The following is an 18,959-nucleotide window of genomic DNA, read 5'->3' on the forward strand; positions in this document are numbered from 1 at the left end:
GGGCAGCCGCTCACCGGGCCGCTTTCCGGGCCACATTGGCCGAAACGCCGACGGCGGCCACCGCCTCGCAGTGACCGCCGTCCGCTCGTCTCGTGCTAGTTGCCGAACGGGTTGTCGCCGCCGTCGCCGGGCGGGCCGATCTGGACGCCGCCGCCGTCCCCGTTGTTGGGGTCGTTGGGGTCGCCGCCGCCGTCCCCGGTGTCGCCGCCGTCGCCGGTGTCGTCCGACGGCGGGTCGCTGTTGGGCTGGTCGTTGGTCGGCGGCTGCTCCTGCGACGGGCCGGTGGAGACCGTCAGCGTGATCGTGGTGTTGGGGTTAGCCTTGGCCCCCGCCTGCGGCGACTGGTCGATCACGTTGCCCTTGGCCACCACGTCGCTCGGTTGCGGCGACGTCTTGACCTTGAAGCCGGCGCTCTTCAGCATCTGCGTCGCGTCCTCGAGCGTGTAGCCGACGACGCTCGGGACCTCGGTCATCTCCAGAGGCACGTACAGCCGCACCAGGGCGCCCTTCGCGACCTTCTCGCCCGGCTTGGGGTTGCTGTCGAAGACCTTGCCCTGCTCCTTGGCGGAGGCCTTCGGCACGATGCTGACCTTCAGCTCCAGCGCCTCCAGCTCGGCCCTGGCCTCCTCGGGCGACTTGCCGATCAGGTCGTCCGGGACGGTGACCTTCTCCTCGCCCTTGGACACGATGACGGTGACCGTGGCCCCGCGGTCGGCCTGCTCACCTCCGGCGGGGTCGGTGCTCACGACGGCGCCCTTGGGCACGTCGCCGTTGAACTCCTCCGGCCCGAACGCGACCTTGAACCCGGCCGCCTCCAACGCCTGCTTGGCCGCCGCCTTCGTCTGGTTCGTCACCGACGGCACCTGGACCTGGTCGGCGGCGGAGGAGCCGCCGGACCCGAGGAAGGCGTAGCCGACGCCGATCATGGCGCCGATCACCACCAGCGGGATGAGGATCCACAGGGCGGTCTTCAGCGCGGTGTTGCCGCCGCCGCTGCGCCGCCGCCCGTCGTATCGGCCGCCGCCGCGCTCCTCGCGGGCGTACTCGTAGTCGGGGATGGCGCGGGTGCTCTGCGTCATGGGCGCGCCGCCGGCCGTGGTCATCGTCCGCGTGCGGTCGGCCCCGCCATACCCGTTGTACTGCTGGGTGGCCATCGCCATCGTCTGCGGGTCGACCGGCATGCCCGACAGCGCCCGCTGGATGTCGCCGCGCATCTCCGCGGCGCTCTGGTAGCGCTGGACCGGGTCCTTGGCCATCGCCTTGAGCACGATCGCGTCGGCCCACTGCGGGATCTCGGGGTCGATCCGCGACGGCGGGATGGGGTCCTCCCGCACGTGCTGGTAGGCGATCGCCACGGGGGAGTCCCCGGTGAAGGGCGGCTGGCCGGTGAGCAGCTCGTACAGCACACAGCCGGTCGAGTAGATGTCGCTGCGGGCGTCCACGCGCTCGCCGCGGGCCTGCTCGGGGGACAGGTACTGCGCGGTGCCGATCACCTGCGCGGTCTGGGTCATCGTGGCGGCGGAGTCGGCCATCGCCCGGGCGATGCCGAAGTCCATGACCTTGACCTCGCCGTTGACCGTCAACATGATGTTGGCCGGCTTGATGTCCCGGTGGACGATGCCGCCCCGGTGGCTGTAGTCGAGCGCCCGCAGGATGCCGTCCACCAGCTCCATGGCCCGCTCGGGCAGCAGCCGCCGGTCCGCGCGCAGCAGGTCGCGCAGCGTCCGCCCGTCCACGAACTCCATCACGATGTACGGCACCGGCGTGCCGTCCATCATGTCCTCGCCGGTGTCGTACACGGCGATGATCGACGGGTGGTTGAGCGAGGCGGCCGACTGCGCCTCACGCCGGAAGCGCGCCTGGAACGTGTGGTCCCTGGCGAGATCGGAGCGGAGCGTCTTGATGGCGACGACACGGTCCAGCCGGATGTCCCGGGCGCGATACACCTCGGCCATGCCGCCACGCCCCACGACGCCATCCAGCTCGTAGCGTCCGCCGAGAAGTCGTGGCTGAGTCATTTCCTGCACTGTCCCTTGCCGTTCATCGTGGGGTGCCACCGGTCTCCATCATCGACCCCTGTGCTCATCACTCCCCCTCATCCGGAGGGTTCGTGTCGGGTGGGGCCTCCGTAGGGGGCGGAGTCTCACTGGGTTCCGTGGCCGGGGTGGACGTCGGAGTAGGGGTCGAGGTCGAGGTCGGGGACGAAGCCGGTGTGGGCGTCTGGGTTGATGCCGACGTGCTTACGGTAGCCGACGGAACGGCGCTCGGCTCGTCCGACGCCGCCGGAGTGGTCGGCGTTTGCGACCGTGGAATCTCTGACCTGTACGAACGTGCCGACGACGGCTTCGGCGACGGCGAGGGGGCCGGTGAGGCGGGCGGCGCGACCGTCTGACCGGGGTCCTGCGGCGGTTCGCCGGTGTGGGCCGCGGTGAAGGCCAGAACGCCGATGCCGACCGCGGCGGCGCAGCCCGCCGTCACGAGAAGCAGGGTCGTCCGGCGGCGCCGTCCGCCCACGGGTCCCGTGGGTCCCATGGTTCCCTCGGGGCCGCCGGGGCGTCGCGTACGGGCGGCGGGGGCGCCCGCGGGCGCCCTCCGCGTCACGGGCGTGACCGGGCCCAGCGGCGCGGTGGAGCCGGAACGCGGAGCGGCGGAGCCCGGACGCGAGCCCGTGGCTCCAGGACGCGGTGTGCCGGCGCCCTCGGGCTCGCCCAGGGGCGCCGTCAGGCCGGGCGTGGCCGGAGGCGTCGTACGGCCCGCGCCGCCCGCCGCCGGGAAGCCCTGGGGGTCGGTCAGCGAGCCGAGGGCCGCCGTCGAGGGGCCCGTGCCCGCGAGGGCGTCGCGCAGCGTCCGCACCCTGTCGAGGAGCACCGGCCCCGTCTCCGGCCGCGTGGCGGGGTCCTTGGCGAGCATGGCCGTCACGAGAGCCGCCACCGGAGCGGGCACCGTTCCTGGCAGCGGCGGAGGCGTGTCGTTGAGGTGCCGCAGCGCGAGCGCCACCGCGGTCTCCGCCGTGAACGGCGGCCGGCCCGCGAGGCACTCGTAGGCCACCACCCCGAGCGAATAGATGTCGCTCGCCGGGGTGAGCGTGGTGCCGGACGCCTGCTCCGGGCTCACATACTGGGCGGTGCCGAGGATGGTGCCGGTCGCGGTCAGCGGCGCGGCCTCCAGCGCACGGGCGATGCCGAAGTCGGTGATCTTGACCTGGCCGGTCCCGGTGACGAGCAGGTTGCCCGGCTTGACGTCGCGGTGGATCACACCGGCCCGGTGGGCCGCGTACAGGCCCCGGGCGGTCTGCTCGACGACGTCGAGCGTGACGTCGGGGCCGAGCGCGCCGTTGCGGGCGAGGATGGCCGACAGCGGCTCGCCCCGCACCAGCTCCATCACGAGGTAGGCCAGGCCGTCGCTCTCGCCGTAGTCGAAGACCTGGGCGATGCCCGGATCGGTCAGGCCGGCGGTGATCCTGGCCTCGGAGCGGAACCGGTCGCGGAAGGTGGCGTCGCCCGCGACGTGGCGGCCGAGCAGCTTGATCGCCACCTCCCGGCCGAGCAGCTCGTCCTCGGCCCGCCAGACCTCGCCCATGCCGCCCGCGGCGATGGGGGAGATCAGCCGATATCGGCCACCGAGCACGGTGTCGGTCATGTGTCGGTCACCGCCCGAGCACCGCCTGCATGACGTCGTGCGCGATCGGCGCGGCCACCGCGCCGCCGGTCGCGTCGTTGCCTGCGCTGCCCGACTCCACGAAGACCGCCACGGCGACCTTCGGGTCGTCACCCACCGGGGCGAAGGAGATGAACCACGCGTGCGACGGCTTGCCCGGCAGGGTCTCCGCCGTGCCGGTCTTGCCCGCCACGGTGATGCCGGGGATCCTGGCCGCGCCGCCGGTGCCGTGCTCCACGACGCTGATCATCATCTTGGTCAGCTCGCCGGCCACCTCGGGCGTGACGGCCTCGTCCAGCTCCTCGGGGTCGGTCCCGTCGATCTCCGCGCCGTCCGGCCCCATGATCTTGTTGACCAGGTACGGCTTCATGACCGTGCCCTGGTTGGCGATGCCGGCCGCGACCATCGCCATCTGCAGCGGGGTCATCTGGTTGCTCTGCTGGCCGATCGCGGTCTTGGCGAGAGCCGCCTTGCCCTCGTCGGGGCCGATGTCGCTGGGCGCGACCTCCATGGGGATCTTCAGCGGCTGGCCGACCCCGAACTTCTCGGCCTGCTCCTTGAGCTTGTCGTAGCCGACGTCCATGCCCATGATCGCGAACGGCGTGTTGCAGGAGATGGTGAGCGCCTGCACCAGCGTCGCCCGGCCGCCGCACGACTCGCCGTGATAGTTGGGCAGCGAGATGTTCGTGCCCGGCAGCGGCAGCGCGTCGGGCGCGTCGACCTGCGTGTTCTCGTCGCGCGAGGTGTCCTCGCTGAGGTAGGCCGCCGAGGTGACCGTCTTGAACGTGGACCCCGGGGCGAACGTCAGGTTGATGGCCCGGTTGAGCAGCGGCTTGTTGTCGTCCTTGTTCAGCTTGTTGTAGGCCTTGTTGACGGTGTCCTTGTTCGCCTTGGCCAGCGGGTTCGGGTCGTACGACGGCACCGACACCATCGCCAGGATCTTGCCGGTCTTCGGTTCGAGCGCGACGACCGCGCCGCGCTTGCCGGTGCCGGCCAGGTCCTTGTACGCGACCTCCTGGGCCTTGGTGTTCAGGGTGAGGTCGACGCTCGCGCCCTTGGCCGGCTTGCCGCTGACCAGGTCGATGGCCCGGCGGACCACCAGGTCGGGGTGGCTGCCGTCGAGGTAGCGGTTCATGGCGGCCTCGATGCCCGAGGCGCTCTCCGGCGCGAACCAGCCGACCACGTGCGTGAACGGCTTGCCGAGCGGATACTCCCGCTCGAACCGGAACTGCTTGTCGCCGGTGTCCACCGTCTTGGCCAGCGTCGTCTTGCCGTTGTCGGCCGTGATCCAGCCCCGGTCGATGTTGTAGCGGTTGAACAACATGCGCACGTTGCGCGAGTCGTTGCGCAGGCCCTCGGCCTTCACCGAGCCCAAGTAGGTCACGTTGGCCATGAGCAGGCCGAACATGAGCAGGCAGGCCACGGCGACACGCTTGAGCGGGCTGTTCATCGCTGCATCACCTGGGTCAGTCCCTCGTCCTGGATCGCCTGCGGCGGCGGCCGGCGGGCCGCGTCGGACATCCGTACGAGCAGGGCGATGAGCATCCAGTTGGCCAGCAGCGCCGAGCCTCCGGCGGACATGAACGGCGTCACGAGACCGGTCAGCGGGATCAGCCGGGTCACGCCGCCGACGATGATGAAGATCTGCCAGGCGAGGATGAACGACAGGCCGCCCGCGAGCAGCTTGGTGAACGGGTCGCGGGCGGCCAGCGCGGTGCGCAGCCCCCGCTCGACGATGAGCGCGTAAACCATGAGGATGGCCATCAGGCCGGTGAGACCGAGTTCCTCGCCCGTCGCCGTGAAGATGAAGTCGGAGAACGACAGCGGGACCTTGTACGGGTACCCCTGCCCGAGGCCGGTGCCGAGGATGCCGCCCGAGCCCATGGCGAACATGCCCTGCATGAGCTGGAAACTGCCGCCGCCCGCGTCGTACAGCGCGGGGTCCTCGGCGTGCAGCCAGATGTTGAAGCGGGCCTCGACGTGACTGAAGATCTGCCCGGCGAGGAAGGCGCCGCCGACGAACAGCAGGATGCCGATGAGCACCCACGAGGTGCGCTGGGTCGCGACGTAGAGCATCGCGACGAACGCGCCGAACAGCAGCAGCGAGCTGCCGAGGTCCTTCTGCATCACCAGGACGCCGAGGCTGATTCCCCAGGTGATGAGGACGGGACCGAGGTCGCGGGCGCGGGGCAGGTCGATGAACAGCAGGCGGCGGCCCGCCAGAGCCAGCACGTCGCGCTTGGCGACCAGATATCCCGCGAAGAAGACGACCAGGGCCAGCTTGGCGAACTCGGCGGGCTGGATGCTGAAGGGGCCGATGCCGACCCAGATGCGCGCGCCGTTGATCTCCCTGCCGATGAAGGGCAGCATCGGCAGCACCAGCAGCGCGATGCCGGCGAAGCCGGCGGTGTAGGTGAAGCGCTGCAAGACGCGGTGGTCCCTCAACGCGATCAGTGTCGCGGAGAACATCACCACGCCGAGCGCCGTCCACATGAGCTGGTTCGCCGCCGAGGCGAGATGCTCCCCGGCCAGCTCGATCCGGTAGATCATCACCAGACCGATGCCGTTCACCAGCGTCACGAGGGGAAGCAGAAGGGGATCGGCCCAGGGTGCCCACTTGGCCAGCACCAGGTAGGCCGCGAGCATCAGACCGCCGAGGCCGAGGCCGTAGCCGAGCATGCCGGACGGGACCTTGCCGTTGATCCCGAGCCCGACGCTGGCGTACGCGCCCATCACGATCAGCACGGCGAAGGCGAGCATGCCCAGCTGGGCGCCGCGCCTCTTCGCGGTCATCGGTACGGGCGTGGCTTCGACAGCAGTCACTTACTGGACCTCGTGGGGGTCGGCGTCGACTCGGCGTCCGCCTTGGGGGCCGCCGAGTCGCCGAAGCTCTTGATCTTGGATATCCCTGCCTGCAGGTCGTCGACCGGGATGCCGCTGCGGACCTGGTCCTGTTGCACCGCAGGCAGCGACGAGACGCGTACGTGGTCGGTGTAGGCGACCTTCTTGAAGGACACCGGCCCGACCTCCGCGTCGACGCCCTGGAACACGACGAGCTCGTCCCCCTTGGCGCCTATGTAGAACTGGCTCTGGGTCCACTGGTAGCCGAAATAGCCCCCGGCCCCGAGCGCGGCGGCGACGACCAGCACCCCGACGGCCACCTTCGGGCCCGATCGGCCCTTGCGCGAACGCCGCGCGGAGGCCTGGGCCTCACGCGCGGGTTCGTCGTCCAGGTCGTCGTCGATGATCACGGGTTGGGGCGCGGTCACGGTCGTGGCCCGGCCCGCGGGGGTGTCGGGCGGCGCCGAGCGGATCCGGCCGGAGCCGGCCGCGCCGACGACCGCCGCCGTTCCCGCGGGCGGCTGCACGTCGTCCACCTCGATCACGTCGGCGACCACACAGGTGATGTTGTCCGGCCCGCCGCCCCGGTTGGCGAGGTCGATGAGCTGCCGGACGACATCCTCGGGATCGTCGATCGTGCTCAGGGTGTGGTGCAGGGTCTCGGCGCTGACCACGGTGGAGAGACCGTCCGAGCACAGCAGGTAACGGTCGCCCACCTGGGCCTCCCGGTCCTGCAGGTCGGGATCGACCTCGCCGCTGCCGTCCAGCGCGCGCAGCAGTATCGAACGCTGGGGATGGTTGGCGGCCTCCTCCTGGGTGATCCGCCCATCGTCCACCAGCGACTGCACCAGCGTGTGGTCGTGCGTGATCTGGTACAGCTCGCCGTTCCTGAGCAGGTACGCCCGGGAGTCGCCCACATGGACCAGGGCGAAGCGCGAGCCGCTCCAGAGCATCGCGGTGAGCGTGGTGCCCATGCCCTTGAGGCTGGGGTCCCGGGCCACCATCGCGTGCAACTGGTGGTTGGCGTCCCGGACCGCCGCCTCGATGGCGCTGAGCAGATCACTGCCGAAGGCGTCCCGGTCGAGGGACGACAGTGCGGCGATGGCGACCGAACTGGCCACCTCGCCGTGAGCATGCCCGCCCATGCCGTCTGCGACGGCCAGCAGGCGGCCGCTGGCGTACGCCGAGTCCTCGTTGCCTTCACGGAGGAGCCCGACGTCCGAGCGAGCGGCGTAGCGGAGTGCGATGGTCATTTGCGCAATTCGATGACGGTCTTGCCGATGCGGATCGGAACTCCGAGGGGCACCGGGGTCGGGCGGGTCACTTTCGAGCGTTCGAGGTACGTGCCGTTCGTGGAGCCGAGATCCTCCACGATCCACTGGCCGTCCTGAGGAAAGAGCCGGGCGTGCCGGCTCGAAGCGTAGTCGTCGCTGAGAACCAGCGTGGCGTCGTTCGCCCGGCCGATGGTGATTGGCGTCTCCGTGAGGTTGATGATGGTCCCTTGCAGGGGGCCACCGGTGACGATCAGCTGGCGGGGTTCGCCCTTTTTGGGCTTGGAAACCGATCGGGGTTGCTTGACCGGTTTGCGTGCGGGCGCGGGAGCCGTACGCGGACCGAACAGGTCTGTCCGGATGACGCCGACCGCGGCGATCACGAAGAACCACAGCACCGCCAGGAAGGCGAGCCGGATCAGCAGCAGCGTTAGCTCGGACATGGACCGTTTGTCTACCTCTAATCGCGCCTGAACACCAGTGTCGTGCGGCCGAGCGTCACCCTCGTCCCGTCCTGCATCTCGATCCTGCGGACCGGCTGGCCGTTGACGAAGGTGCCGTTGGTCGACCCCAGGTCCACGAGCACGACCTGTGGTCCTTCCACTCTTAGCTCGGCATGATGCCGTGATACGCCCGGATCCACCAGCCGAAGATCACAATCGGTCCCGCGGCCCAGCAAAGTGACCGGTGTGGTCAGTTCGTACGACCGCTGGCCCTGGGGGTCGTCCTGGGTGGAGACGAGCAGCCGGGGGCGGCCCTGGAACGCGCTGGGACGGCTGGCGGGCAGGTCGCTCGGGGGCTGACGGATCTCGTCCTGCTCCACCGTCGCGCCCCTGATCACACCCGAACGGATGCGGAAGAGCCCGACGGCGAGGTCGTCTGCGGTCTCGAAACGCACCCGCACCGGCCCGACGAACGAGTAGCCCTGTTCCTTGGCGTACTCACGGGCGAGAGTGGCGAGCTCGTGGCTGATGCTGTCGGCGTACACCTCCAGCCGTTCGCTGTCGGTCGTCGACAGCTCCACCACGAAGTCGTTCGGCACGAGCGTGCGACCCTGAGCGACGATCGCGGCGCGCTCGTCCATCTCCCTCTGCACGGCGCTGGCAACCTCGACCGGCTGGAGATCAGACTTGAACGCCCGCGCGAAGGCCCCTTCAACCAACCCTTCGAGCCGGCGCTCGAAGCGCTGAAGGACTCCCACCGGATCCCTCCCTTCCAATGCCACTACGGTCGCGATCGCTCCGGTGCTGCACTGAGCTCCTTCGCATCGTCGTTTAGAAGGATCGTATCCGGGTTCGTAAGCACGGGCGGATACGTGCTAACCTTTCCAGGCACCCAGAGATGGGGGCCAACCGCAAGGGCAAGTGGCGGAATGGCAGACGCGCACGGTTCAGGTCCGTGTGTCCGAGAGGACGTGGGGGTTCAACTCCCCCCTTGCCCACGAGAAAGCAGCCTCGTCTGGTCGGAAGCGAAGCTTCCTTCCCGCGAGGCTTTCTCTTTGTGCCGCCCAGGGGGACAACCCCCTGGAACCCCCGGCCAGACGGGCCACCTCGGGTGTCAGCAGCCCAGCGGGGCTTCTTCTGAATGTCACTCCGACGGGCGGCTCCCTGGGACCTTCGGACACGTGAGCAACCTCGCTCGGCAGGAGGAGAATCTTCCGCCCGGCGGGGCTTTTTCTTTGCACCGCCGGAGGGGATCACCCCCCGCGATCCCGGGGCGGACGGGCCACCTCGCCTGATCGCGAGCGAAGCGTCCACGTCCGGCCTCCCGTCCCGGCCCGTACGGCGCGGGCCCTCCTGGCGATGTCGCGGCGAGGGCCCCGAAGATCGGGGCCCCTCCGTCGCGCACTGCACATTCTCAGGAGACCGGCTTTCAAACCACTTTCCCCGCGCTTGCAGGGAGCGACCTTTACCTTCTGTCCCAGTTCGTGGGCGCGGACGTCTCGCGGTGGGAGATGCCGGGCGACGTCGCGGGCGCGGGGGCAGGGCCGTGCCGCCACAAAAGCGCCCGTGCCGCCACAAGCGGGACCGAGCCGCACAAGAGCGGGTCGTGCCGCAACGAAGCGGGCCGCGCCGTGCCGAACCGACGACCTGGCCGGGCTGCGCCTGGTGCGCGAGCGGCCCGACACCGACGAGCACGCGACGGGCGTGCCGTCCCGGCCCGGCGCGCCCGCTCACACGAGTGGGCGCGCCGCGCCGAATCACGAATCAGGCGGCGAGCAGCTCGCCGACCAGAGTGGTGAGATCGATCACACCGACGGGCGTGCCCTCGGCGTCGGTGACGAGCCCGAGCTGCGCGCGGGCCTCCTGCAGCAGGGTCACGGCGTCGGAGATCGTGGTGTCCTTCGCCATGCGGGGGACGGGGATCGCCAGCTCGCCGGCCCTGCGCCCCGGCTGGAGGACAGCGTCGCGCACGTGGAGCACGCCGACCACGTCGTCGGGGGTGACGACCAGCATGCGCAGGCCGCCCCCGCGCGCGGCCGTACAGCGGACGAGCACGTCATCGGCGTTCTCGGGCACTGAGAGCGCCTCGCCGACGGGCACCATCAGCCGCTCGACCGGCTGGGAGTGGACCCGCAGCGCGCGGATGAGCAGGTCGTGCTCGTCGCGGTCGAGCATGCCCATCCGGCCCGACTCCGCGACCAGCATGGCGAGCTGGCGGGGGGTGCGGGTGGTGGCCAGCTCGTCGCGGGGCCGCACGCCGGCCAGCCGCAGGATGCCGTTGGTCATCGCGTTCAGCAGGGCCAGGATCGGGCGGACGACCCAGGCGAAGCCGCGGAACGGCAGCGCCAGCCCCATCGCGGCGCGCTCGGGGTGCGTGAGCGCCAGCGACTTGGGCGCCATCTCGCCGACGACCATGTGGAGGAACGTCACCAGGGCGAGCGCCACGACGTACGCCACGGGGGTGCGCAGCGACTCGGGCAGCAGCGTGAGGACGGGCTCCAGGAGGTGCTCGATGGCGGGCTCGGCGACCATGCCGAGGCCCAGGGAGGCCAGCGTGATGCCGAGCTGAGCCCCGGCGAGCATGAGCGACAGCTCGCGCCCGCCCCTGACCGCGGCGCGGGCCGTGATTTTGGCCATCCGGCCGCCGCTGACGGCGATCTCCTCCAGCCGGTGGCGGCGGGCGGAGACCAGGGCGAACTCGGCCGCGACGAAGAACCCGTTGACGGCGAGCAGGACGACGCCGAGCAGAACACCGGTGAGAGCGCTCATGCGGGCCTGCCCTGGAACAGCGCGGAGAACAGCTCGGTGGCGTAGTCGACGCCGCCCGAGCCGCGGGCCGCAGCGCGGGTCTTCTCCCGGCCGGGCGGCTCACCGGCGTCCGCATCCGCGTCCGCGGACTCCTGGGCCTGCGCGTCCGCCGACGTCTCCGTCGACACCCGCACCCACTCGGGGACGCGGCGGCGCACGCTCAGGACCGTGAGCACGGCCCGCTCGGCCTCGTCGCCCTCGTCGTCGAAGAGATGGGGCTCGGGGACGAGCGGGGAGACGACCCGGTCGCCCGGCTCGGCCATCCGGCCGAGGAGCGCGAGGACGAGCCCGGCCACGGTCTCGTAGTCCTCGCTCTCGGGCAGCCGGATGTGGGTGGCGCGCTCGACCTCGTCGAGGCGGAGGGTGCCCGGCACGTCCCAGACGCCCTCGCCCTGCCGTACGACGCCGAGGGGTTCGGGGTCGTTCTCGTCCACCAGCTCGCCGACGAGCTCCTCGGCCAGGTCCTCCAGCGTCACGACGCCGGCCAGGCCGCCGTACTCGTCGATCACGCAGGTGAACGTCTCACCCGAGGAGGTCATCCGCCGCAGCAGCTCGGGCAGCGGCAGCGTCGCGGGGACGAGCAGCGGCGCGTGGGTGATGCCGCCGACGAGCCCGTCGGAGGGACAGCCCGCCTTCAGATATTCGGGCAGCCCGGCCACCCCGACGACGTCGTCGGCGTCGGTGCCCAGCACCGGATAGCGGGAGTGGCCGTGGGTGCGCAGGGCGTCGAGGAACTCGCCGATCGGCCACTCGGCGCGCAGCGAGACCACACGCGGACGGGGGACCATGACGTCCTCGGCGGTGCGGTCGCCGAACTCCAGCGCCCGCTCCAGCATGTCGGCGAGCCGGGGCGGCAGTTCGCCGGCCGCGGCCGACTCGGTCACGATGCGCGACAGCTCCTCGGGGGTCGCGCCGTGTTCGAGCTCCTCGACGGGCTCGATGCCGAACAGGCGCACGAGCCGGGTGGCGGCGGCGTCGAACAGGCGGATCAGCGGCCCGGCGACCACGAGATAGACGTGCGTCGGGCGGGAGAGGAACTTCGCGACGTCGTTGGGCCGCGCGATGCCGAGGTTCTTGGGGGCCAGCTCGCCGAGGATCATCTGCACGACCGTGGCGATCGCGACCCCGAGGGCCACCGCCACACCCGGAACGGCCGAGCCGGGCAGCCCGGCGGCCTCCAGGGGGCCGCGTAGCAGGTCGGCGATCGCCGGCTGGGCGATGAAGCCCACCAGCAGGGTGGTGACGGTGATCCCGAGCTGTGCGCCGGAGAGCATGAACGACAGGCGTCCGGTGATGTCGAGCGCCCGGCGCGCCGCGGCGTCACCGGCCGACGCCTGCTCACGGAGAGTGCCGCGGTCCGCGGCGACGAATGCGAACTCCTGCGCCACGAAGAATCCGGTGGCCAGGGTCAGAAGGAGAACGGCCAGGAGGCCCAAAGCGGCGCTCATCGGGCGCTCGCCATGCGATCATGAGATCCCGTGCCTGTGCACGGGCAGGTACTCCAGGGGTCCGGAACGGACACGACGATCCTTTCGTGTAGTGGTATACCACCGTAACGGCTGGAATCTCTCCTGTGTTTCCCGGCAGCCTTTACCGACTGCTTAGAAGCCGTCTGGGTACCGTGAAGATGGGGGCGCATCGGCAAAGACTTCCGCCGATGCCGACAAAGCAGTCGCAAGCATGTTGAGGGCTGGGGGTTCACGTGGCCGACGAGAACGAGGCGACCCGTGCGTACCGGCGTCCGGCCGGACCACCCGCGGCCCAGCCGGCGGCCCAGCCGGCAGCGCAGCCCTCTCCCGGCCGTCCTCAGCCGGCCGCATCGGCGGGCTCCGGCTCCGGCAGGGAGGACACGGTCCCCCGCGTGCGGTCCAAGGTGTACGGCAAGCCGCGCTCCGGCAGCAGTCCGGTCCGTCCGCTCGGCGGGAGCAGGCACGAGGCCGCGGACCAGGTGGGCTCGCCGCACGGCGGTGGCGGCGGTCCGACGGGCCGCGACGGTTCCGTACGCGGCGGCGGACGCGGGCCGCGCCGGACCGGCAGGATCGTCCTGCGGGTCATCGTCATCGTGGTCGTGCTCCTGCTCGTCGCCGCCGTCGCCGGATATTTCTGGATCGGCTCCCGGCTGAAGCCGGTCGAGTCGCTGACCGACTACGACGGACGGCCCGCAGAGACGCCGGGCCAGGACTGGCTGCTGGTCGGATCCGACAGCCGGGCGGGCCTGACGGCCGCGCAGCGCAAGAAACTGGCCACCGGAAAGGCGGTCGGCAAGCGCACCGACACGATGATGCTGCTGCACATCCCCGAGAGCGGCCGGCCGACCCTGGTCAGCCTGCCCCGCGACTCGTACGTCCCGATCGAGGGGCACGGCAGCACCAAGCTGAACGCGGCGTACGCCTTCGGCGGGCCGAAGCTGCTGACCAAGACGGTCGAGCGGGTGACCGGCATCCGGATCGACCACTACATGGAGATCGGCTTCGGCGGTTTCGTCGGCATCGTGGACGCGGTCGGCGGGGTCAACATCTGCGTGAAGCAGGACATCAAGGACCCCAAGGCCGGGATCAACCTGAAGAAGGGCTGCCAGGACATGGACGGCGGCACCGCGCTCGGCTATGTCCGCACCCGGGCCACCGGCGCCATCCCGGACTTCGAGCGCACCCAGCGGCAGCGTCAGTTCTTCTCGGCCGTCGTCCAGAAGGCCGCGAGCCCGGGCACGCTGATCAACCCGTTCACCTCGATCCCGCTGGCGCTGAGCGCGGCCGACTCGGTGGCCGTCGACCCCGGCACCGGCCTGTTCGACCTGCTGTCGGTCGGCCTGGCCATGCGCGAGGGGCCGCTCGCCACCGCCGTGCCGATCGGCTCGCTGCCGACGATCGGCGGCCAGGCGGTGGTCAAGTGGGACACCCAGAAGGCGCTGCGCCTGTTCGAGGCGCTCGCCGCCGACAAGCAGGTGCCCAAGGACGTCATCACCAATTGACGCGCTCCCCGGCCTGAAGGCCGGGGATTCAGCCCGTGCCGCGTCATGCGGCACCTCTGTGGCTTCCTGTTTCACCGGGTCCTGCCCTCCGCTGGGCGGCGGGTCTTACGGTCCCTCCGCAGGCGTTTAGCCTCTCCGCCCGTCCGGCGGCGAGGACGTTGCGCCAGGGAGATGGTGTGCGCGGACGCCGAGTGCGAGCCGGCCGGGTCTAACGGCGAGCCCACCCACGTCCACCTGCTGGTGAACTTCCCGCCGAAGGCCGCGCTGTCCCGCCTGGTCAATTCACTGAAAAAGGGGGTGTCCTTTCGGCGGCTGCGACAGGAGTTCCCCGAACTGGCCCGTCACTACTATCGGGCGAACAAGCTGTGGTCGGGTTCCTACTTCGCCGGATCGGCAGGCGGCACGCCGGTCAGTGTCCTGCGGCAGTACATCGAGCGGCAGAACCGCCCGGTCTGAGCCGGGCAGACGCTGGATCGCCCGGGAGCGCTCCAGCTTTCCCTGCCCCGCTACACGGGAGGGTCCGCTTCACCCCCGGCCCGAAGGCCGGAGCACTGCGGGCGAATCCGGTAGCGGACCCCGCTCGCGCGAGCGGCGAGAGCGGCAGGGGCCGGCATCAGGAGGTCAGGAGGCCGAGGGGGTCAGCTCCCGGAGGCGGTGGCGGCGGCCGTCGCGGCGGTCGTGGCCGCGATCACGGCGGCGTGGATCGAGGCGATCGTCTTGCGGACGGCCTCGGCGGTCCACTGGCCCTCGGCGATCTCCTTGACCCGGCCCTTCGGCGCGCCGGGGAAGGCCTTGCGGTCGAGCTTGGCCGCGTGGACGACCGCGATCAGGACCGCCGTCCGCTCGTCCGGCTCGGCGCCGGCCAGCACGCTCTCGACGCGATCTCGTACGCCCTGCTCGTGGCTCGGGTCGAGCTCGGGATAGCGCGTGGTGGGGAAGATCCCCAAGATCCTGCCCGCCTGCTCGCTCAGCACGCCCCGGGCGGCCAGGCGGGTCAGCAGCCGCTTGCGCAGCCTGTCGGCGCGGAGCTTGCCCACCCACCAGTCGGCCTTGTGCGGACGGCGCTCCTCGGCGATGCGGGTGAGCGCGGCGTCCAGCTCGTCATCGCCCATCGGGGTGGGATCGACGGGCACGACCTTCGTGCCGTCGAGGTCCACCCGGCGGCGTACGGCCAGCTCCGCGAGCAGGGCCCCGGCCAGGGCGCAGTCGAGCTCCACCGAGCCGATGATCGGCTTCCCGGTGTCCTCCCGGTAGGCCAGCAACACCACTTCCTCGGCGATCGTCAGTGTCACGGAGTCGAGCCTAGCTCCGGATTAAGGTCACAATGAGCCCTTATGGGAATCTCTGCTGACCTGCACGCCATCGGGCGGCCGATGCTGGACGCCCAGCTCGCGCACCCGACCGTACGCGGCATCGCGGCGGGCGACCTGCCCGAGACGGTTTTCCGGTCATGGCTGGAGCAGGACTACCTGTTCCTGCTCGACTACGTCCGGGTGTTCTCGCGGCTGGCCTGGCAGGCTCCGGACGCCCACCTCGGCGACCTGGTCGACCTGGCGTACGCGACCTGGCACGACGAGCTCGACCTGCACCGGTCGCTGGCGGCCGGGTTCGGCGCCGACCTCGACGGCGCGGTGAAGGGGCCGGCCTGCGCGGCGTACACGTCGTTCCTGCTGGAGTCGGCGGCGAACTACGGCGAGGGGCTGGCGGCCCTCTATCCCTGCATGTGGGGCTACTCGACGCTCGGCAAGATCCTGGCCGCCGACCCGCCGGCCGAGCCGCGCTACCGCGCCTGGGTGGACACCTACGCCGATCCCGGGTTCGCGGCCCTGGCCGCGCGCATCGGGACGATGATCGACGAGGCGGCGCCTGACCCGGCGCGCGCCCGGGAGCTGTTCGTCCGCGGGATGGAGCACGAGCTCGCGTTCTGGGACGTGCCCTGAGGGGCGGGGTTAGTGTGAGGGCATGCCGGAGCTGCCCGAGGTCGAGGCGCTCGCCGAGTTCCTCCGCGAGCACTCCGTCGGCCGTGCCGTCATCGGGGTCGACGTGACCGCCTTCCAGGCGCTCAAGACCGTCGATCCCCCTGTCACCGCGCTCGCCGGGCTGCTCGTCACCGGCGTGGCGCGGCACGGCAAGTTCCTCGACGTCGACTGCGACGGCCTGCACTTCGTCACCCATCTGGCCCGCGGCGGCTGGCTGCGCTGGCGTGACGACCTCACCGGCGCCAAACCGGTGCGGCCGGGCAAGGGCCCGCTCGCCGTCCGGGTGCGGCTGTCACCAGGCGAGGACGGCCGCGCCCCCGGGTTCGAGCTGACCGAGGCGGGCACACAGAAACGCCTGGCCGTCTACGTGGTGCGCGATCCCCAGGACGTTCCCGGCATCGCCGGCCTCGGACCCGACCCGCTGTCGGAGGACTTCACGCCCGACCTGCTCAAGACGATCGTGAGCGGCAGCCGTACGCAGATCAAGGGCCTGCTGCGCGACCAGAAGGTGATCGCGGGCATCGGCAACGCCTACTCCGACGAGGTGCTGCACGTCGCGAAGATGTCCCCCTTCAAGATCGCCGGAACGCTGACCGACGGCCAGGTCGCCGACCTGCACGACGCGATCGTGAGCACGTTGCGCGACGCCGTCGGGCGGGCCAGGGGGCTGGCGGCCAAGGACCTCAAGTCGGAGAAGAAGTCGGGCCTGCGCGTGCACGGCCGCACGGGCGAGGCGTGCGAGGTGTGCGGCGACACGATCAGGGAGGTGTCGTTCGCCGACTCGTCGCTGCAGTATTGCCCGACCTGCCAGACCGGCGGCAAGCCGCTGGCCGACCGCCGGTTGTCGCGCCTGCTCAAGTAGCGCCCGCGGATCACCGTGGGTCACAGCTCGCCGCACGGGCCCGGGCATCGGTGGTGTGCCGTCAGAATGGGCGCATGACTTTGCCGGAAATCGCCCCCGAGGCACTGCCCGAGGACGCGTACCTGCTGGACGTCCGCGAAAAAGACGAGTGGGTGGCGGGCCACGCGCCCGGCGCCGTCCACATCCCGCTCGGCGAGCTGCAGGCGCGGGTGGATGAGGTGCCGCACGACCGGCCGGTGTACGTGGTCTGCCGAGTCGGCGGCCGGTCGGCGCACGCCGCGATGTGGCTCAACCACATCGGCCGCGACGCCGTGAACGTGGACGGCGGCATGCGGTCCTGGGCCGCGGTCGGGCGTCCCATGGTGAGCGAGACGGGAGAGACGCCCTACGTCGCGTAGCGACGGAAACGGCGGTCGTCTGGGGACTGGGCGGCGATCGCGTACGGACGGGGCGGCGGTCGCTTGGACACGGTGCGCGGCGGTCGCTTGGACACGGTGCGCTGCGGTCGCGTGGACACGGGGCGTATCGCTCGCGTACGGCGGCGGCGGTCGCGTGGGGAGCGCGGGCGTGGCTTGTGCACGGACGCGGGCGTCGACCGCGTACGGGCGGGGGTGGCGTAGGAAAACGGTCAAATAAGTGTCATAATCCCCAAGACATCATCAATAACTCGCGGGAGCTCGGGCGAAACCGGGCTGAGAGGGCGGATCGAACTCGTGCCGCCGACCGCATGAACCTGTCCGGATAATGCCGGCGTAGGGAGCGTGTGATGACTTCTGCCGTCGTCGACGACGCGCACGCGGAGGTTCCCCTCACTCTGGACGAGGAGGCTCCGAGGACCCTGGGGCTGCTCGACCAGGGCGCGTTCTGGGCCAACCTCGGGGTCAGCCTTCTCGGCTTCTCGGGGGCGTTGTTCCTGCTCGACCCGCTGGGCGGCAAGCCGCTCACGTTCACCGCGGCGGTGCTCGCCGCCGTCGTCGGCAGCCTGCTCGGCACGGCGATGGTCGGCCTGGCCGCGATCCCCGGCGTACACACCGGGCGGCCCGCCATGGTGCTGCTGCGGGGTCTGTTCGGGGCCCGGCTGTCGTACATCCCGACCGTGCTGAACATCATCCAGATGCTCGGCTGGGGCGCCTTCGAGCTGTGGGTCATCGCCAACGGCGCGCAGGCGCTGTTCGGCACGGCGGTGCCGTACGCGGTGTGGGCGGTGGCGGCGGGCGTGCTGACGATCGCGCTGACGATCCGGCCGCTCGGCGCGCTGCGGCTGCTGCGGCGCTACGTCACCGCCGGCGTGGTGATCGCGATGATCTGGCTGTCGATCGCCCTGTTCCGGCAGGGGCCGTCCGTGGGGGGTGGCTCCTGGGACGCCTTCGCCCCCGCCGTCGACTACGTCATCGCGCTGTCGGTGTCGTGGGTGCCGATGGCCGCCGACTACGCCAGGCACTCGCGGTCGAGCGGCGCGGCGTTCACCGGCGTGGTCGCCGGATACACGATCGCCCAGGTGGCCTGCCTGGCCCTCGGCATCGCCGCGCTCGCCCTGGTCGGCAACGACGGCGACAAGGTGTGGGACCCGTTCGTGGCCGCTCCTCTCGGAGTCGTGTTCTTCGGCATCCTGGTGCTGCGCGAGGCCGACCAGTCGTTCGCGAACGTCTACTCGACGACGGTGTCGATCCAGAACCTCGCGCCGCGCTGGGACCGCCGGGTGATCTCGGTCGTGATCGGGGTGCTCACCACGCTGATCGCGCTGTTCGCCGACGTGAACTCCTACGGCGCGTTCCTGAGCGTGATCGGCGCGGTGTTCGTGCCGATGTTCTCCGTGCTCGTGGTGGACTACTTCCTGCTCGGCGGCAGGGGCCGGTGGAACACGGCCGAGGACGCCCCCTCGCGCTGGCTCATGGTCGTGCCGTGGGTGCTCGGGTTCGCGGCGTACTGGATCGTGACCTCCACCCCGACCGTCGCCTGGTGGGACGGGATCTGGACCAGGGTCCGCGACGCCATCGGGTTCGTCCACCAGCCCTGGATGAACGCCGCGCTCGCCGCGTTCCTCGTCGCCGGGCTGGCGACCGTCGTGCTGTCTCTCCCGGGCCGCCGCCTGCGGTCTCGCCGCTGAGCGCACAGCCTCATCGGCGT

At 70.9% G+C, this 18,959-nt stretch carries 16 protein-coding genes, 1 tRNA gene and 1 riboswitch; of the genes, 7 read left to right on the forward strand and 10 right to left on the reverse strand.

What is annotated here, in order from left to right:
- Window positions 1-95: 95 nt before the first annotated feature.
- From pknB to OHB01_RS11105, 7 genes are all read right to left on the reverse strand, one after another.
- Window positions 96-2,018, reverse strand: coding sequence for a Stk1 family PASTA domain-containing Ser/Thr kinase (gene pknB, locus OHB01_RS11075; RefSeq protein ID WP_142649171.1), 1,923 nt, complete (start codon window positions 2,016-2,018; stop codon window positions 96-98).
- A 67-nt stretch (window positions 2,019-2,085) separates the two neighbouring features.
- Window positions 2,086-3,639 carry a serine/threonine-protein kinase gene (locus tag OHB01_RS11080; protein ID WP_142649172.1) on the reverse strand — a complete coding sequence of 518 codons (1,554 nt, stop codon included), beginning with the start codon at window positions 3,637-3,639 and terminating at the stop codon, window positions 2,086-2,088.
- Window positions 3,640-3,646: 7 nt separating this feature from the next.
- Complete coding sequence (locus OHB01_RS11085; RefSeq protein WP_142649173.1) at window positions 3,647-5,107, reverse strand: peptidoglycan D,D-transpeptidase FtsI family protein; 1,461 nt, start codon at window positions 5,105-5,107, stop codon at window positions 3,647-3,649.
- Window positions 5,104-6,450 (reverse strand): FtsW/RodA/SpoVE family cell cycle protein, encoded by a 1,347-nt coding sequence (locus tag OHB01_RS11090; protein WP_142649174.1) that lies wholly within the window; start codon window positions 6,448-6,450, stop codon window positions 5,104-5,106. The genes OHB01_RS11085 and OHB01_RS11090 overlap by 4 nt, the downstream gene beginning before the upstream one ends.
- Window positions 6,451-6,476: 26 nt before the next feature.
- Window positions 6,477-7,751: a Stp1/IreP family PP2C-type Ser/Thr phosphatase gene (locus tag OHB01_RS11095; protein ID WP_142649175.1), complete on the reverse strand. Its 1,275-nt coding sequence runs from the start codon at window positions 7,749-7,751 to the stop codon at window positions 6,477-6,479.
- Window positions 7,748-8,212, reverse strand: coding sequence for an FHA domain-containing protein FhaB/FipA (locus OHB01_RS11100; RefSeq protein ID WP_142619148.1), 465 nt, complete (start codon window positions 8,210-8,212; stop codon window positions 7,748-7,750). The genes OHB01_RS11095 and OHB01_RS11100 overlap by 4 nt, the downstream gene beginning before the upstream one ends.
- A gap of 17 nt (window positions 8,213-8,229) precedes the next feature.
- Window positions 8,230-8,970, reverse strand: a complete 741-nt coding sequence (locus OHB01_RS11105; RefSeq protein ID WP_079313435.1) for an FhaA domain-containing protein — start codon at window positions 8,968-8,970, stop codon at window positions 8,230-8,232.
- A gap of 157 nt (window positions 8,971-9,127) precedes the next feature.
- On the opposite strand from OHB01_RS11105, the gene OHB01_RS11110 reads away from it, so the two are divergent.
- Window positions 9,128-9,210, forward strand: a tRNA-Leu gene (locus OHB01_RS11110).
- Window positions 9,211-9,976: 766 nt separating this feature from the next.
- Here OHB01_RS11110 and OHB01_RS11115 read toward each other — a convergent pair.
- Window positions 9,977-10,981, reverse strand: a complete 1,005-nt coding sequence (locus OHB01_RS11115; RefSeq protein ID WP_142649176.1) for a hemolysin family protein — start codon at window positions 10,979-10,981, stop codon at window positions 9,977-9,979.
- Complete coding sequence (locus OHB01_RS11120; RefSeq protein ID WP_142649177.1) at window positions 10,978-12,468, reverse strand: hemolysin family protein; 1,491 nt, start codon at window positions 12,466-12,468, stop codon at window positions 10,978-10,980. Before OHB01_RS11120 ends, OHB01_RS11115 begins: the two co-directional genes overlap by 4 nt.
- A gap of 413 nt (window positions 12,469-12,881) precedes the next feature.
- Between OHB01_RS11120 and OHB01_RS11125 the strand changes: the two genes are divergently transcribed.
- A complete protein-coding gene (locus OHB01_RS11125; protein ID WP_260617360.1) occupies window positions 12,882-13,991 on the forward strand; it encodes an LCP family protein in 1,110 nt (369 codons plus the stop codon).
- Between the two features lie 45 nt (window positions 13,992-14,036).
- Window positions 14,037-14,447, forward strand: coding sequence for an IS200/IS605 family transposase (gene tnpA / locus OHB01_RS11130; protein ID WP_419197571.1), 411 nt, complete (start codon window positions 14,037-14,039; stop codon window positions 14,445-14,447).
- A 182-nt stretch (window positions 14,448-14,629) separates the two neighbouring features.
- Here the strand turns inward: tnpA and OHB01_RS11135 are convergent, their stop codons facing one another.
- Window positions 14,630-15,283, reverse strand: a complete 654-nt coding sequence (locus tag OHB01_RS11135; RefSeq protein ID WP_142649178.1) for a GOLPH3/VPS74 family protein — start codon at window positions 15,281-15,283, stop codon at window positions 14,630-14,632.
- Between the two features lie 42 nt (window positions 15,284-15,325).
- Here OHB01_RS11135 and OHB01_RS11140 point away from each other — a divergent pair, with 42 nt between their 5' ends.
- The 4 genes from OHB01_RS11140 to OHB01_RS11155 all read left to right on the forward strand — a co-directional run bounded on the left by OHB01_RS11140 (window position 15,326) and on the right by OHB01_RS11155 (window position 18,939).
- A complete protein-coding gene (locus OHB01_RS11140; protein WP_142649179.1) occupies window positions 15,326-15,931 on the forward strand; it encodes a TenA family protein in 606 nt (201 codons plus the stop codon).
- A 22-nt stretch (window positions 15,932-15,953) separates the two neighbouring features.
- On the forward strand, window positions 15,954-16,832 hold the full coding sequence (locus tag OHB01_RS11145) for an Fpg/Nei family DNA glycosylase (protein ID WP_142649180.1): 879 nt from the start codon (window positions 15,954-15,956) through the stop codon (window positions 16,830-16,832).
- A 74-nt stretch (window positions 16,833-16,906) separates the two neighbouring features.
- Window positions 16,907-17,230: a rhodanese-like domain-containing protein gene (locus OHB01_RS11150; RefSeq protein WP_142649181.1), complete on the forward strand. Its 324-nt coding sequence runs from the start codon at window positions 16,907-16,909 to the stop codon at window positions 17,228-17,230.
- 261 nt (window positions 17,231-17,491) lie between these two features.
- Window positions 17,492-17,608, forward strand: a riboswitch (TPP riboswitch).
- Window positions 17,599-18,939, forward strand: a complete 1,341-nt coding sequence (locus tag OHB01_RS11155; RefSeq protein ID WP_142649182.1) for a purine-cytosine permease family protein — start codon at window positions 17,599-17,601, stop codon at window positions 18,937-18,939. Its footprint overlaps the riboswitch before it by 10 nt.
- The last annotated feature ends 20 nt before the right edge of the window (window positions 18,940-18,959 follow it).

The organism is Microbispora hainanensis, assembly GCF_036186745.1.
Lineage (GTDB): Bacteria > Actinomycetota > Actinomycetes > Streptosporangiales > Streptosporangiaceae > Microbispora.